The 15,282-nt window shown below is 75.0% G+C and carries 12 protein-coding genes; 4 read left to right on the top strand and 8 right to left on the bottom strand.

Features of this window, described 5'->3' with window-relative positions; all coding sequences use genetic code 11:
- Positions 1-290 precede the first annotated feature (290 nt).
- The 3 genes from ACFYMO_RS24365 to ACFYMO_RS24355 form a co-directional block, all read right to left on the bottom strand.
- A complete protein-coding gene (locus ACFYMO_RS24365; protein WP_388548889.1) occupies positions 291-1,277 on the bottom strand; it encodes an N-acetylneuraminate synthase family protein in 987 nt (328 codons plus the stop codon).
- A gap of 206 nt (positions 1,278-1,483) precedes the next feature.
- Positions 1,484-2,764 carry a cytidylyltransferase domain-containing protein gene (locus ACFYMO_RS24360; protein WP_388548852.1) on the bottom strand — a complete coding sequence of 427 codons (1,281 nt, stop codon included), beginning with the start codon at positions 2,762-2,764 and terminating at the stop codon, positions 1,484-1,486.
- Between the two features lie 137 nt (positions 2,765-2,901).
- Entirely contained in the window at positions 2,902-4,380 is a 1,479-nt protein-coding gene (locus tag ACFYMO_RS24355; protein ID WP_388548886.1) for a DUF6716 putative glycosyltransferase, read from the bottom strand.
- Between the two features lie 202 nt (positions 4,381-4,582).
- Here ACFYMO_RS24355 and ACFYMO_RS24350 point away from each other — a divergent pair, with 202 nt between their 5' ends.
- Both ACFYMO_RS24350 and ACFYMO_RS24345 read left to right on the top strand, forming a co-directional pair.
- Positions 4,583-5,650: a glycosyltransferase family 2 protein gene (locus ACFYMO_RS24350; protein ID WP_366774611.1), complete on the top strand. Its 1,068-nt coding sequence runs from the start codon at positions 4,583-4,585 to the stop codon at positions 5,648-5,650.
- Positions 5,650-6,993, top strand: coding sequence for a polysialyltransferase family glycosyltransferase (locus ACFYMO_RS24345; RefSeq protein ID WP_388548849.1), 1,344 nt, complete (start codon positions 5,650-5,652; stop codon positions 6,991-6,993). The genes ACFYMO_RS24350 and ACFYMO_RS24345 overlap by 1 nt, the downstream gene beginning before the upstream one ends.
- 90 nt (positions 6,994-7,083) lie before the next feature.
- Here ACFYMO_RS24345 and ACFYMO_RS24340 read toward each other — a convergent pair whose 3' ends face one another.
- The gene (locus ACFYMO_RS24340) at positions 7,084-7,845 is read right to left on the bottom strand and encodes a TetR/AcrR family transcriptional regulator C-terminal domain-containing protein (RefSeq protein ID WP_388548846.1); all 762 of its coding nucleotides are present in this window, start codon (positions 7,843-7,845) and stop codon (positions 7,084-7,086) included.
- A gap of 71 nt (positions 7,846-7,916) precedes the next feature.
- On the opposite strand from ACFYMO_RS24340, the gene ACFYMO_RS24335 reads away from it, so the two are divergent.
- Positions 7,917-9,491, top strand: a complete 1,575-nt coding sequence (locus tag ACFYMO_RS24335) for an FAD-dependent monooxygenase (protein WP_366774613.1) — start codon at positions 7,917-7,919, stop codon at positions 9,489-9,491.
- Here the strand turns inward: ACFYMO_RS24335 and ACFYMO_RS24330 are convergent.
- Both ACFYMO_RS24330 and ACFYMO_RS24325 read right to left on the bottom strand, forming a co-directional pair.
- Positions 9,473-9,844, bottom strand: a complete 372-nt coding sequence (locus tag ACFYMO_RS24330; protein WP_366774614.1) for a VOC family protein — start codon at positions 9,842-9,844, stop codon at positions 9,473-9,475. The two genes, ACFYMO_RS24335 and ACFYMO_RS24330, sit on opposite strands and share 19 nt — an antisense overlap.
- Before the next feature lie 239 nt (positions 9,845-10,083).
- On the bottom strand, positions 10,084-11,571 hold the full coding sequence (locus ACFYMO_RS24325; RefSeq protein ID WP_366774615.1) for an amidase: 1,488 nt from the start codon (positions 11,569-11,571) through the stop codon (positions 10,084-10,086).
- A 193-nt stretch (positions 11,572-11,764) separates the two neighbouring features.
- On the opposite strand from ACFYMO_RS24325, the gene ACFYMO_RS24320 reads away from it, so the two are divergent.
- Complete coding sequence (locus tag ACFYMO_RS24320; RefSeq protein ID WP_388548883.1) at positions 11,765-12,652, top strand: peptidoglycan-binding protein; 888 nt, start codon at positions 11,765-11,767, stop codon at positions 12,650-12,652.
- A gap of 327 nt (positions 12,653-12,979) precedes the next feature.
- On the opposite strand, the gene ACFYMO_RS24315 is transcribed toward ACFYMO_RS24320, so the two are convergent.
- Positions 12,980-14,341, bottom strand: a complete 1,362-nt coding sequence (locus ACFYMO_RS24315; RefSeq protein ID WP_366774616.1) for a hypothetical protein — start codon at positions 14,339-14,341, stop codon at positions 12,980-12,982.
- Positions 14,341-15,072 carry an RNA polymerase sigma factor gene (locus ACFYMO_RS24310; protein WP_075002098.1) on the bottom strand — a complete coding sequence of 244 codons (732 nt, stop codon included), beginning with the start codon at positions 15,070-15,072 and terminating at the stop codon, positions 14,341-14,343. Before ACFYMO_RS24310 ends, ACFYMO_RS24315 begins: the two co-directional genes overlap by 1 nt.
- Positions 15,073-15,282: the final 210 nt, after the last annotated feature.

Here is a 15,282-nt window from a genome sequence, read left to right as displayed (position 1 = left end):
CACCCCCCGGGCCATGCGTTCGACAGGGGGACACAGTCATGCCAGCTCCAGAGGCCGGGAGCCCCGTTGCGGGGCCACGAAAAAGGTAATGGGGGTGCGGGGCGTGCGGGGTGCGGGCCCGCTGTGCTGTGCCGGCCGAGGAGGGTGTGTGGTTCTGGCCGGAGCCGAAGCCGGAGCCTGGTCCTGGTCCGGGGCGGTCTCGGGCTGGGGTCTGGGGTCTGAGCCTGGGCCTGGGGCCTGGGGCCTGGGCCTGTACGGGCCGGTGCCCGTACAGGCGGTGCCCGTCCGCCTCAGACCGTGACCGGCTCGCGGGTCCCCGTCTCCTCCGCGGCCTGGGCACCCTCGGCCACGACACCCTTGACGCGGCGCAGCTTGCGCATCGGCGCCAGCTCGCTGTCGTACACCTTCTTCACGCCGTCGCCCAGGGACTCCTCGATGGTGCGGATGTCCCGCACCAGACGCTGGAGGCCCTGCGGCTCCACGGAAGCCGCCTGGTCGGAGCCCCACATGGCGCGGTCGAGAGTGATGTGCCGCTCGACGAAGACGGCACCGAGAGCGACCGCCGCCAGCGTGGTCTGCAGACCCGTCTCGTGGCCGCTGTAGCCGATCGGGACGTTCGGGTAGGCGTCCTGCAGGCTGTAGATCACCCGGAGGTTCAGCTCCTCCGCCTTGGCAGGGTAGGTGGAGGTCGCGTGGCAGAGCACGATGTTCTCGCTGCCCAGCACCTCCACCGCGTGCCGGATCTGCTGCGGCGTGGACATGCCGGTGGAGAGGATGACGGTCCGCCCGGTGGCGCGCAGCGCGCGCAGCAGGTCGTCATCGGTGAGAGAAGCCGACGCCACCTTGTGCGCGGGTACGTCGAACTTCTCCAGGAAGGCGACGGCCTCCTCGTCCCACGGAGAAGCGAACCAGTCGATGCCGCGCTCGGCGCAGTGCTCGCTGATGGCACGGTAGTCGTCCTCGCCGAACTCGACCCGGTGCCGGTAGTCGATGTACGTCATGCGGCCCCACGGGGTGTCCCGCTCCAGGTCCCACTGGTCGCGCGGGGTGCAGATCTCCGGAGTCCGCTTCTGGAACTTGACCGCGTCGCAGCCCGCCTCCGCGGCGGCGTCGATGAGGGCGAAGGCGTTGTCCAGGTCGCCGTTGTGGTTGATGCCGATCTCACCGGTGACGTAGACGGGGTGGCCGGGGCCGACCGTCCGGGTGCCGAGGGTGCGGATGCGGGAAGCTCCGTGGAGGTCGCGGCGGGCGTCGATGTGCTGGGCGTTGCTCGTCATGTTCACCATTTCCGGGAGTTTCTTTCTGTGGTGTGTGCAAAAGGTCGTCAGGCGCTGCACGGGGTGCCGGGGGCGCCGGTCCGGGTAGGGTTTGCGCTGGTCAGGAGGCGGCGGGTGGGGGGCGTCGGGGCTCCGGCGGGCTTCCTTTGTGGGTGGGCCCAACCAAGGCGAGGAGCCTGCGCCCCACCCCCCTCACAGCTCGGCCCTCACAGCTCGGCCCCCACCAACCACCCCGCGATCTCGCGGACCGCTCCCGCTCCCCCGCCGCGGGTCGTGACGGCACGGGCGGCGGCCCGCACCACGTCGTGGGCGTCCGCGACGGCGACGGGCCATCCGGCGAGCGCGAAGCACGGCAGGTCGTTCGCGTCGTTGCCCGCGTACAGCACCCGCTCGGGCGCGATCCCCCGCTCCTCGCACCACTGTTTGAGCGCCAGGTCCTTGCGGTCGATGCCGTGCAGCACCGGCAGCCGCAGCTTGGCGGCGCGGGCCGCCACGACCGGGTTGGTCTCGGTGGAGAGGATCAGCACCTCCAGGCCCGCGCGGCGCAGCGCGGCGATGCCGAGCCCGTCTCCGCGGTGGACGGCGACGGTCTCCCGCCCTTCGGCGTCGATGTAGACGCGGTCGTCGGTCTGTGTGCCGTCGAAGTCCAGTACGACGGCGTCCACGTCCTCCCGCGTCGGCAGCGCGCCCGGACCGTCGCGGTGCGCGTCCAGCAGCGGCGCCAGCAGGCGGGCTCGGGCGAGGTCGTGCGGGTCGTCGACCTCCAGGACGCGGGCCGGGTCGGTGCGGACGACGGCCGTCCGCCCGAAGAACCGATGGCCGGACTCGCGGAACCCCATGGCGTCCATGGCGTAGGCGGCGCCGGTCTCCAGCAGGTCCTCGGGCCGGTCCTGGCGCCGGGGGCGTACGGCCCGGTCGTGGTTGACGCCGTACGCGCCGCCGTCGGCGCCGGAAGCCCCCACCGCGCCGGAGGCAGCACCGGGGCCGTCGCCGGAGAGGCCTGCCGGGACGCCACCGGACCCGGCCGCCGGGGTGTCGCCGTCGCGCCAGACGAAGCCGTGGAACGGCGCCACGGCCAGGGCGCTGTCCGCGCCCTCCTCGATGACGGCCGCGGCCACCTGCTCGACGTCCTCCCGCACCAGGAAGGGGCTGGTGCACTGCACGAGCAGCACGGTCTGCAGCGGTCGCCGGTGCCGCTCCTCGTAGACGTCCATGGCGTGCAGGACGGCGGTCTCACTGCTGGCCAGGTCGCCGGCCAGGTCGGCGGGCCGGTCGACGACCTCGGCTCCGGCGGAGCGGGCCGCCTCGGCGATGGCGGGGTCGTCGGTGGAGACGACGACGTCGGTGACGTTCCGCGCGGCCAGGCACTCGCGTGCTGCGCGGGCGACGAGCGGAACGCCCGCGACCGGTGCGAGGTTCTTGGCGGCCACGCCCTTCGACCCGCCCCGGGCGGGTATCACCGCGAGCACGGCGGGGGCTGGGGACATGCTGGCTCCTGGGTGAGGCGAGGATGCGGACGGGGCGGCGCCATCGGGCGCACGCGGCGGCGCGGACGGCGAGGAGGTCTGCGGCGCAGTCGGCGGCACGGGAGCACCGGACGAGGCGGCGTCGCGAGGCGGCTCGGTCACAGTTCGCCCGCCTTCCGGATCAGCGGGGCGACGCGCTGGACTCCGTGCCGGTAGGCGCCCCGGGCCGCTTCGCGGACGACGCGCCGGACGGCACCGCGACCGGCGGCGCCGAGACCGTCGGCTGCCTCGGCGGAGCTTCCGGCGCCCGGTGATCCGTCCGGTGCGAGCCCGTAGCGCCGCAGGATGCCGGGCAGGTAGCCGGGTGCGGTGCGGACGGTGTAGTACGGCGCGAGGGGCGGCAGTCCGCCGCTCGCCGCGCGGCCGACCAGGCGGGTGACCCGGTCGCGGGCCGCGGCGAAGCCGTCGCCGCCGCGTACGCCCTGCCGCAGCGCCCACTTCTCGTCGGCTTCCGGGAGCAGGCCGTCGTCGAGTTCGTCCCAGGAGGCCAGGCAGCCTGAGCCGGTGAAGTAGTGGTTGCCCAGGGCTTCGCGGACGCCGAGGTCGGTGAGGACGGCGGTGGGTACGCCGCGGTGCAGGGATTCGAGGGCTGCGGTCGAGCTGACCGTCACCAGCAGGCCGCCGGTGTGCCGCGCCCGGTCCAGGATCTCTCCCATGTTCCCGTAGACGAGGCGGCAGTTGGGCGGCAGCCCGCCGTGCGCGCCGTCGCGTCCGCCGGGCAGTTTGCGGGCGAGCTTCTGGTAAGGCAGCTCCTCGATGTGCGTGGTGTGCTCACCGGGCTTGCTGCGCAGTTTGATCAGCACCTCGCGTTCGGGGTGGCGCAGCGCGTGCTGCACGGCCCGGCGCAGCAGGTAGGCGCGGTCGGCGCGGCCGGCCGGGACGGAGGGCTGCACGGCGAAGACCACGGTGAACGGCCCGTCGCCGGTCTCGGCCGGGGCGGGTGCCGCCGTCCCCTCCAGGAACGGCAGCGCGCACTCGGCCACGCTTCCGGCGTCGGCGCCCACGCCCTCGTAGACCACGCGGAACCGCTCGGCGTCGAAGGGCGAGTTGGCGAGGACGAGGTCGGCACCGTGCCGCAGCAGCAGTCCGTCGGTGAGCTTCTCGTAGACGACGCCGACGTAGCCGGTGACGACCACGGGGCGCCGCGCGGACAGCTCGCCGTCCGCTCCGCTCCCCGCCGCGGCTGCGCCGGCCCCCTCCGCAGCGGCTGCGGCCCCGTCGGCCGCGGCCCGCCGCAGCCCGTGCAGCATGGCCTGCACGGCGCCGCCGACGCATGCGAGGACGACCATGTCGTAGGCGCCGGGCGTGGTGGCGGCGCGGAGGAATTCGGCGGTCGTGACCTCACGGAGGGAGTCGACGGCGACGCCGACCTCGGCGAGCTGGCGCGGTGTGGGTGTGGCGCGGCCGCGCAGCAGCAGCCCGTCGACGGCGGCCTCGGGGGCCAGTCTGCGGGCGGTCAGGACACCCCATTTCCACCGGGTGTCGGAATCCGCGAGGACGACCACCCGGCGGGGCGCAGACCGCTCGCCGGGGGCGGTTCCGGTCGGCGCGGCCGGGGTGTTCGGTGCGGAGGGGATTTCTCGTGAGGGCACGTCTCCGACGCTAGGAAGGGATTCCGGAAGGCGGCCCAACGCGACGGCAACAGCCGGTTAACAGCACACCGACGAATACCCAACGCGGCGGCGGGAAAGGCCCGTTCACCATCCGGCCACGCGCCGTTCACTCACGGGTCCGCCGCAGGTCAAGACGGGGCGGGACGTGAACCCTAGGGTCCTTCGGGTGGTCAAGCTCTCCGTCATCGTGCCGTTCTACAACGTGCAGTCATACGCCCCGGAAACGCTCCGGAGTCTCCGGGCGAACGCCCGCCGGGATTTCGAGTTCGTTCTGGTCGACGACGCCTCCCGGGACGGGACGCCGGACATTCTGGAGCGGGCCGAAAAGAGGCTCCGGGACGTGGCGCAGGTGGTCCGGGTCCGGCACATGCGCAACGCCGGTCTGGCGACGGCCCGCAATTCGGGGCTGGACCGGGCGAGCGGCGAGTTCGTCACGTTCCTGGACGGGGACGACTGGCTGGCGCCCGGCCACTATCCACGGCTGGTGGCCTGTATCGAGCGGCTGGGCTGCGACTTCGTGCGCACCGACCACGTCCGGTGCACGGGGCGCTCGCGCACCCTGGCCCGGGTGCCGCACGGCCGGCGGGGGGTGGTGGAGGATCCGCGTGCGGCGATCCTGCCGGCGACCCGCAGCACCTCCGTGGACTACGCCTACGCCTGGGCGGGGATCTACCACCGCAGGCTGCTGGACGAGGGGCTGCTGCACTTCACCGACGGGCTGCGCACGGCCGAGGACCGGCCCTGGATCTGGCGGCTGCACCGCGAGGCGCGCTCGTTCGCCGCGGTCGGGCTGCTGGGGGTCTTCTACCGGCGCGGGGTCGCCTCCTCGCTGACCCGGATCGGGGACGTGCGGCAACTCGACTTCCTCCGCGCCTTCGACCAGGTGGTCGAGGAGACCGCGCGGGACCGGGACGCCGAGCTGCTGCTGCCCAAGGCGGTGCGCACCTATTGCGCGCTCGTCTCGCACCATCTGACGAGTGACACGTTCGAACCCGCGGTGGCGCGCACGCTGCGGACGAAAAGCGCGGCGGCGCTCGGGCGGCTGCCCGCCGGGCTGCTGTCGGAGGCGCTGGACTCGATGGACAGCGAACGGTCCGTCCGGCTGCGGCGGCTGCTCAGGCGCCCGGCCCGGCCCGGACGCGCGGCGGGCGACGCCCCGGAGGCGGTCGACCCGGGTGCGCACACCACCGAAGCCGCCGGTTCCGGCGCGCGCGACAAGGGAGCGGTGGCCTGATGCGGACGCAGGTGTTCCTCGTCGGCTCCCTGTACGGCGCCGCCGCCCTGGCGGCGGCGCTCGACGCGGGCTGCTTCGAGCCGGCCGACCAGCGGCTGCTGCTGGTCAGCAACAACGCGGCGACTCCCGAGACGGCGCCGCCGCTGGAGACCGCACCGGGTTTCGAGCGGCTGCGCGGCCGGTTCGACCGGGTGCTGTCGTGGAACGAGACGATCCGGCCGCTGCACCCGGTGGGCTGGTCGCCGCGCGCGGACGACGCCCCCTTGTGGGAGCGGTATCTGCGCCGGATGTGGAACCTGGGGGACGGCCCCGAGGACGAGGTCACGCTCGTGCTGGACACGCTCCAGGATGAGCCCGGGGCGGCGGTGGCGCAGCTGTTCGCGGACGCGCCGATCGAAGCGTTCGCGGGCGGGCTGACGGGCTACGGTCCCACCGGCGGCAAGCTGGATCCGCTGGTGGGCACCCGGGTGCGCCGGCTGCTCCACCTGGATCTGGTGCCCGGTCTGGCGCCGCTGCTGCTGTCGGAGTTCGGCGTGCTGTCCGAGCCCGTCCCGGCCGAGGCGTTCCGTGCGGTGGTGGCCGAACTCGCGGAGGAGGCGCCGCCTTCGGTGGCCTTCGTGCCGCGGGGTGCGGCGCTGCTGTTGGGTCCGTCGCCGGCCGCGCCGGAGCTGCTCTCCCCGGACGAGGAGGAGTGGCTCCAGGTGCGGATGCTGCGCGGGGCCGCGGCGCGCGGCCACCGCGAGCTGGTGCTCAAGCCGCATCCGGCCGCGCCCGCCGGCCTGCCGCGCGCCGTCGAGAAGGAGGCGGGCGAGCTCGGTGTCGCGCTGACGGTGGCGGATCCGCTGATCCCGGCGGAGGTGCTGTACGAGGGGATGCGCCCGGCCCTGGTGGTGGGCTGCTGTTCGACGGCGTTGCTGTCGGCGTCGGCGCTCTACGGACTGCCCGTGGTGCGGGCCGGTACCGGCCCGCTGCTGGAGCGGCTCGCGCCCTACGAGAGCGCACAGCGGGTGCCGTTGACGCTGGTGGACGCGCTGCTGCCGGATCTGGAGGACGGTTCGCAGGTCGGCTCCGCCCCGCTTCCGCGCGGCGAGTTGGCGGCGCTGGTGCGCGCTGTCGGGTTCTGCATGCAGCCGCGGGTGCTCCCGGGGCTGCGTCCGGAGGCGGAGCGCTTCCTGGCGGAGCGGTCGTCCCCGGCGACCCGCCGCTACTTCACGCGCCGCCGGCTGACCGTGCTGGCGCTGCCCGGCGCGGTGCCCCGCCAGTTCGCTTTCGTCCCCCGCAACCGTGTGGTGCGCCGGGTCGCCCGCCGGGCGCGGGCGCTCAAGCGAGCGGCTCTGGGCTGAGTCCGGGCCGTGGGGGGGCGGGCGGGGCCGGGGCGGCGCCGGAGGAGGGGCTGGCCGCGTGCTCGCGCCGGGCCGTGCGGCGGCCTCGGTTCACCGCCCGGTGGCGTCGCCGGCGAGCACGGTGGCGCGCAGCCCGGCGATCACGGCCTGGAGCCCTTCCTCGAAGCGTGCGTCGAAGTCCGTGAACAGCTCCGCGCTGATCTGCGCGGCCAGCGGGTGTCCCACCATGCGCGCGGCGCGCTCGTCGGGGTCGTAGCCGGGGGCGCGTTCGTCGGGGAAGGGCTGAACGGCCTGTTCCTCGATGACGAAGCCGACGGTGTAGCTGAAGGCGGTGAAGAATGCGCGGGCAGCGGCGTTCACGCTGAAACCCGCCTCGGTCATCATCCGCAGGTAGCGTTCCTGGCCCTCGGCGTGCTCGGTGGTGGTCAGCCGCGTGCCGCTGAAGACTTTCGCCCCGTCCCGGTAGCGCAGCAGCGTACGCCGCAGCAGCCGCAGGCTCTCGGCGAACCACTCGTCCCAGGAGGCCGTCCCGGATGCCGGGGCTGCGAGGTCGCGCAGTTCGCGTGTCATGACGGTGGCCATCTCGTCCAGCAGGGCCTGTTTGCTGGCGAAGTGCCAGTAGAGCGCGGGCGCTTTGACGTTCAGTTCGGTGGCGATGCGGCGCAGGCTGAGCTGCTCCAGGCCCGTCTCGTTCAGCAGCCGCAGCCCGGCTTCGGCGACCTGGGTCCGGTCCAGCCGGGGGGCCGCGGTCCTCCGTGCGGGGGCTGCCGCCGCACGCGGCGGCTTGCGGACCGTCCCGTCCGCTGCCGCTTCGTCCGCTGCCTGGTCGGCCGCCTGTCTCTTCGTCGCCACATGCGCCAGCGTATCGCCGTCGTCGTCGCCGCACCTTGACAATTTAACGCCGTTAAGCGCATTGTCGCCCCATGACAGCACTTAACGACGTTAAGGACACGCCCGCGGGAGGCGGGAACGCGCCGCGTACCGGGGTGCTCGTGGTCGGCGCCGGTCCGACCGGCCTGGCACTCGCCTGCGACCTGCGCAGACGGAACATCGAGGTGCGGGTGGTGGAGAGCCGCGACCGGCTCGCACGCGGCTCGCGGGGGAAGGGCATCCAGCCGCGCACCATGGAGGTCCTCGACGATCTGGGCCTGGCACCGGCGGTGCGCGCAGCGGGCGGCCCGTATCCGCGGATGCTCATCCGCCGCCCCGGCCTGCCCGCGGCGGAGTGGGACATCATCGAGCGCGCCGAGACCCGCGACGACACCCCCTACGCCGAGGTGTGGATGCTCCCCCAGTGGCGGACCCAGGAACTGCTGCATGCGCGGCTGCGGGAACTGGGCGGCGACGTCGAGTTCGGCGCGGGCGTCACGCACCTGACGCAGGACCCGGACGGTGTCACGGCCCGGCTCTCCACCGGCGAAACCGTCCGCACCCGGTATGCCGTGGCCTGCGACGGCGGCCGCAGCACCGTACGCGCGGCGCTCGGCATCGGCATGACGGGCGAGAGCGTGGACGCCGAGCCGTCCCTCGTGGCCGACGTCCGCATCCCGGGGCTCGACCGGGGACACTGGCACGCCTGGCAGGACGACGCACACGGCACGCTCGCGCTGTGCCCGCTGCCGGGCACCGACACCTTCCAGCTCGTCGCCCAGCGCGCGGCCCTCGCCGCCGAAGGGGAGGATCCCGCGCCCGTCCTGCGCCGACTGCTCGCCGCCCGGACCGACCTGGCCCCGGAACAGCTCGAAGAGGTGCTGTACGCCTCACAGTTCCGGGTCAACGCCGCCATGGCCGACCGGTTCCGCCGGGGCCGGGTCCTCCTCGCCGGGGACGCGGCACACATCCACTCACCCGCCGGAGGCCAGGGCCTCAACACCAGCGTGCAGGACGCCTACAACCTCGGCTGGAAGCTCGGACTCGTGCTCCACGGGCACGCCGGAGAGGCGCTGCTGGACAGTTACGAGAAGGAGCGGGCACCGCTCGCGGCACGGGTGCTCGGCCTCTCCACCCGGTTGCACGGCCGGGCGGAGCGCCGGGGCGGCGAGACCGGGCAGCTCGGGATCGGCTATCCGGACAGTCCGCTGACGCGGTACCCGGCCGTGCCCCTTCCCGGCGGTCCGGCTCCCGGGGACCGGGCACCGGACGCGCGCCTGCCGGTCGGCGGAAGCGGCCCTGCGGCCCACGGAAGCAGCGGCGCGGCCGCCGGAAGCCGCGAGGCGACGGCGCCCGGCGGCCACGGCCGGGTCTTCGACCTGCTCCGCGGGCCGCACGCCACCCTCCTCGCGGTCGGTGACGCCGCGCCGCCTCGCGGCCTCCCCCCGTACGTGCGCACCCGCGTGATCCCCCCGGCCGGCGCCTACCGGAACGGGACCTTCTACCTCGTCCGTCCGGACGGATACCTCGCCCTGGTCACCGGGGACCCGCGGGAGGTCGCGGCGTATCCGGCGGTGCTGCACACCGGGGCGGCCGAGGGCGCGGCGGGTCAGGCCGTGGCGACGTAGGTGCCGAAGGACCACAGGTTGCCCTCCGGGTCCCTGGCGGCGTACTCGCGCGAGCCGTAGTCCTGGTCGGTGGGTGGCAGCACGATCTCCGCGCCCGCCTCCACCGCGCGGGCGTGGTGCGCGTCCGGGTCCTGTACGGAGACGTAGACGGCGCCGGGCCCCAGCCCGGCCATCAGACCGCTGTCGCGGGCGGTGCCGAGCATCACGAGGCCGTCCCCGAACCGCAGTTCGGCGTGGACCACCGAACCGTCGTCGCCCTCGTGGACGCGGACGGGTTCGAAGCCGAACGCGGCCTGCAGGAAGTCGAGGGCGGCGCGGGGGTCGCGGTAGGTGAGCGCGGGGTTGAGCGGCATGCCGGCCCTCCTCGTGCGTCGCGCGCCCTCCGGACCTCTCGGGCCCCGCGGGGCCTCCCCGGTGCGGCGCGCCTGCCGGGTACTGCTCCCACCCTGGCAGACACCCGCGGCATCGGCCTGCCGAGCACATCCGCCGTGCCGGGGAGAGAGCCTGGGCGGAGGCCACGGCCCGGCCGGGAGGCGCACCCGGCGGGTGCCGCCGACGCCGCGCAGGGCCCGCTCGCCACGCGCCCGGCCGCTCACACCGCCGGGGGGCGCCGTTCGTACCAGCGCTGGTCGGTCTCCAGCTGGGCGGCGAGGGAGACCAGCAGGGGTTCGCTGTCGGCGGGGCCCAGGAGCTGGGCGCCCAGCGGCAGCCGGTCCGGCTCGGTCACGGCGGCGGGGACGTTGACGCCGGGCCAGCCGAGGACGTTCCACGGCCAGGCGTACGGGCAGTGGGCGATCATCCTGCGGTCGGTCTGCCAGTTGGACAGCCGGGCCAGATCGCCGATCCGGGGCGGCGGGGTGGCGGTGGTGGGGGCGAGGACGACGTCGTAGCGGCGGAAGATCCGGCCCACGTGGCGGCGCAGCGGCTCCTCGGCGGCCCGGGCGGCGCGCAGCAGCGGGCCGCCCAGCAGCCGCCCGGTGCGGGCGGCTGCGCGGGTGCGCGGGTCCAGCAGCGCGGGGTCGGGGGTGCGCTGCGCCCAGGTGCGGATGCCCGCGGTGGCGCGGGGGAGGAACGTCAGCCCGATCGGACCGTAGTGCGGGTCGGCTTCCTCCACCTCGTGTCCGAGTACGGCGAGCCGTTCGGCCAGGGCGCGCACGGCGGTGTCGACGCGGGGGTCCAGCCGCTTCGGGGTGGCGGTGAAGGCCCACCGGGTGGAGAGCGCGATCCGCAGCCGTCCGGGGTCGCGGCCGAGCGCTCCGCGCACGTCCACGGGCGGCGGCCGGTGCAGATCGCCCTCCCGGTTTCCCGCGGCGGCGTCCAGCAGCAGTGCGGCGTCCTCGACGGTGCGCGCCAGCGGCCCGAGGACGGTGATGCCGTTGAACGCCTCGGGGTCCGGCCAGGTGGAGATGCGCCCCCGCTGGGGCTTGATACCGACGAGATGCGTCCAGGCGGCGGGGATCCGGATCGATCCGGCGCCGTCCGAACCGAGTGCCGCGGGCACCAGCCCGGCGGCGACGGCGGCTGCCGCACCGCCCGAGGAACCGCCGGGTGTGTGGGCCGTGTTCCAGGGGTTGCGGGTGTCACCGAAGGCGCGGCCCTCGGTGAACGGCCACTGCCCCAGTTCGGGGCTGTTGGTCTTGCCGACGACGATCGCTCCGGCGGCCCGCAGTCTGCGCACCGCCTCCGCGTCGGCGGTCTTGGCGGGGAAGTCCCCGGCGCAGCCGAACGCGGTGGGCTCCCCGCACACGTCGGTGTCGTCCTTGACCGCGACCGGGACGCCCAGCAGCGGCCGGCCGCGGCCCTGCGCCCGGGCCCGGTCGGCGGCGTCGGCCTCGGCCAGCGCCGCCTCCGCGCGCACTCTGCGGAAGGCGTTCAGCGTGGGCTGCGTGGCCTCGATCCGGGCGAGCGCCCGCTCGGTGAGCGCCCGGGAGGTGGTCTCCCCCGCTGCGAGGGCGGCGGCGGCACGGGCGAGTCCGGGCAGCGGCTCCGGCTCGCCGACACCGGTTCCGGGGGCGGGCGGGGGCTGCTGGGGCCGGGGCTGCGGCTGTTCGGCGGACCCCGTCCCGGTTCCTGTCGACATGGACACCTCGCGGGCTGCTCGTCGGTCGTCGGTCACGCCTGCGCCTACTGTCCCCGATCCGCACCCGGTTTTAAACCCGCCAGTAACAAAACCGGATGCGGCACCCGCCGCGGCGAGCGGCGACGGCGGGTTCACGGGGCGGCACGCTGGGCAGTGATGGACGCGTACACCTGTCGAACCTCCGGGGGTGGGGATGCGCAGGAGGGGAGCAACGGCCGTGCGCGGTGCGGCGGTCTCGGCCGCGGTGCTGCTGACGGCGGGCGCGCTCGCCGCATGCGAGGTGAAGGAAGGAGCGAGCGGCCCGTCCGTGCGGATCTCCACGGCCCCGCAGAAGGCGGCGGGGAAGCCGCCGCCCGCCCCGTCGCCCGCGCAGTCGAAGCACTCGGCACCGGCCCGGCCCGCGCGGCCCACCCGGCCGCAGCAGCCGAAGGCCGCGCGACCGGCCGCGCAGACGGTGCGGATGGCACCCGGCGCACGCGGCGCGCACGTACGCGAACTCCAGGCGCGGCTGCGGCAACTGGGCCACTTCGACCGCAACCCGACCGGCTACTACGGCCCGGTGACGGCCGCTTCGGTCTCCGCGTTCCAGCAGCGGCGCGGCATGCCCCGCACCGGCAAGGTCACCGACGCGGTGCTGAGCGCGCTGCGGGCCCGCACCCACGAGCCCACCCGCACCGAACTGCACCCGCCCACCAGCCGGCCACTGGCCGTTCCGGACCCGCGCTGCACCACGGGGCGCGCGCTGTGCATCAGCAAGACGAGCCGCACCGCCGCGTGGATGGTCGACGGCAAGGTGCGCACGGCGATGGACGTGCGATTCGGCTCGGCCTACACACCGACCCGCGAGGGCCAGTTCAAGGTCGACTTCAAGAGCCGGCACCACCGCTCGACCCTCTACGACAGCCCGATGCCCTACGCGATGTTCTTCAGCCGGGGCCAAGCGGTGCACTACTCCTCCGACTTCGCCGCCCGCGGGTACGCGGGCGCGTCCCACGGGTGCGTGAACGTGCGGGACAAGAAGAAGATCGCGAAGGTCTTCGCGGAGATCCGCCCGGGCGACAAGGTCGTGGTCTACAAGTGACCGCGCTCCGCCCGACAGAACGCCCCGCCCGCGCACCGGGCCGCCGTGCGAACAGCCGGGGAAGAGCGAGGGAGTGAGGGGGCGCGGGCGGGACCGGGGGAACGTGTCCCGCCCGCGCCATCGCGCGAACCCAGAGGTACGGGGGGAACCTCGGGCTTACCGCGCCGCCGATGACCAGTCGGCTCACTCTCTTCAGCGCCGTGCCCGGCGAAAGTGTCACACCGTCGGCCGGGTGAACCGTGTGGCGCCTGTCACTGCCGCGTCGATGCGGCTGAGGTCACCGCGACGCCGGTACGGCTGATCACCGGTGCGCCGGTGCGGCCGAAGTCACCGCCGCGTCGGTGCGGGCGTCGTCGCCGTCGTGCTCGGTGCCGGATCCGAGGGCTCGGACGGCACGCCGCCCCCGCTCGCACCGGAACCGCCGGTGTCCCCACCGCCGTCGCCACCGCCGGCGCTCTCCCCCGAACCGCCGCCGGAGCCGGTGCTCTGCCCGCCGCCCCCGCCGGCACTCTCTCCGCCGCCCCCGCCGGAGCTGTCGCCTTCCCCGTGCCGGGCGCAGAACCTCCGCACCACGGCCCGGCCGCCCGCGGCGCGTTCCAGCTTGCGGCGGTCGTCGGTCTCCAGCTTGTCCGCCGCGTACGCCCTGCACAGTGCCTCGGCGATGGCTTCCTTCCGGGAGCCGCCGTGGCCGCCGTGGTGCCCGCCCGCGCTGGGGAAGGTGCCGCCGGGTCTGTCCCTCCACGGGCCGTTGCCGCCCAGGTCGCCACCGGTGCCGCCGTCGGCGAGGTCCCGGGAGGAGCCTTCCTGCCCGCTCCCCTTGCCCCCGTCGGCGCCCCCGCCGTCTCCGTCCTCACCGCTGCCCCCGCCGGGCCGGGTGGACCGGTCGCGGCCGCCGTGCCGCTCGCCCGCGCTGTCCCGGCCCGGTGAACCGGCACCGCCTTCGTCGCTCCCCTCCGGGCTCTCGGTCCCGGAACTGGCGGCCGGGGAAGCGCTGGCGGCAGGCGCGTCGCCACTCGAGAACGGGGTCGGCAGCACGCCCGCTCCGGCCGCGACCGCGACCCCGCCGAGTGCGCAGCCCGCCAGCGCGACGGCGAATCCGGCCCGCAGGGGCCGGCCCGTGAGGATGTGCCGGGTGCGGCTGCGGGCACCGCCCAGCGCGCCACCGCCGCCGAGCGCACCCGCCGACGCGGCCGAGGGGGTGCCGCCGGAACGGGCGGCGAGCCGGGCGGCACGGAAGGCGTCCAGCGCGGCGGCCTCGCCGGGGAGTTCGACCGGCGTGGTGCCGGGTGCGGCGGGAGGGGGAGCGCTGTGGGCGGCGGAGAGCTCGTCCAGCGCTGCGGCGAGCCGGGCCGCCGTACGGCGGTCGGCCTCGCGGAACCAGTCGGGTGAGGGCACATCGAGACGGCCCCCGGCTCTTCGGCCCGACCGTCCGGTGCCGGCAGCGGAGTCCGCCTGCGCCGATTCTCCGGGAGCGGGGTTCGTGTGCTCCTGGACCGGGTCGGATTCCCGCCCTCCGGCCGCGGGTTCGTGCTCGGCGGACGAGCCGATCTCCAGCTCGGCACCCCGCGCCTCGGGGGCCGGTCCGGAACCGGAACCCGGTCTGCCGTCTTCACAGGCTTCGACCGGCAGGCCGCGCAGCAAGCGCTCCGCAGTCTCTTCGTCCAGCCAACTGTACCGGTCGTCCGCCATCACGTTTCCCTCAGCGTTCGGGTGGCTTTATGCGTCACACCGCGCGCCATGCCGCGTGTCCTGCCCTTCGCCGTGCCACCGCCCGGCCTGGACCCGGAGCCCGGACCGCCGGGGCCACCGGCCGGGCCGTCGGCCACCGCCCCGCCCGCGCCGTCGACCGCGTCGCCGGAAGGGCCCAGGGCCCGCTCCTCCAGCAGCTCCGCCAGCCTGCGCAACCCGCGGTGCGCGGCCGTCCGCACCGCACCCGAGCGCTTGCCCAGCACCTGGGCTGCGCTCTTGGCGTCCAGTCCGACCACCACCCGCAGCACGACCGCCTCGGCCTGGTCGCGCGGGAGTTGCGATATGAGCGCCATCGTGCTGCTGGTCCCCAGCGCCTCCAGCGCCTCGTCCGCCGTGTCGGTGCCCGCCGGCAGGACGGTCAGTTCGCTCTCGTCACCGCCGACGGCGGGGCGGCGGCCGCGCATCCGCAGATGGTCCAGCCCCCGGTTGCGGGCGATCCGCGCCGCCCAGCCGCGGAACCGGTCCGCGTCGCCGTGGAAGCGGGGCAGGTCGCGGGCGATCTGCAGCCACGCCTCGGAGGCCACGTCCTCGGCGTCGGCGTCCGGCACCAGCGTGCGCACGTAGCCGAGCAGGCGCGGGTGCACCGAGCGGTAGACGGTGCGGAAGGCGGACTCGTCCCCCTCCTGCGCCGCTTGCACCGCAGCGGTCAGCTCCGCGTCGTCCCCCTGCACGCCCGTCTCTCGCCCCACTCCGCGAAGGTGTCTGTGCTGTGCGCCGTTGCCGGGAGTCAGCATCCCGGCCGCCGGATTTTCGCGTCCCGACTGCCGGGTTCGGTCCACCCGGCGCGGCGCGAGCAGCACGCTAAGGCCAAGTGTGCACGCTCGTCCATGCCGAAGGGAGAGGCGGGGCGGCAGCACGCTGTGCGTAAGGATGCGGTAGCC

The sequence above is a fragment of the Streptomyces sp. NPDC007025 genome (genome assembly GCF_042869455.1).
In the GTDB taxonomy this organism is placed as follows: Bacteria; Actinomycetota; Actinomycetes; order Streptomycetales; family Streptomycetaceae; genus Streptomyces.
Note: the sequence above shows the minus strand (reverse complement) of the source record. Positions and strands in the feature narration are given on the sequence as shown.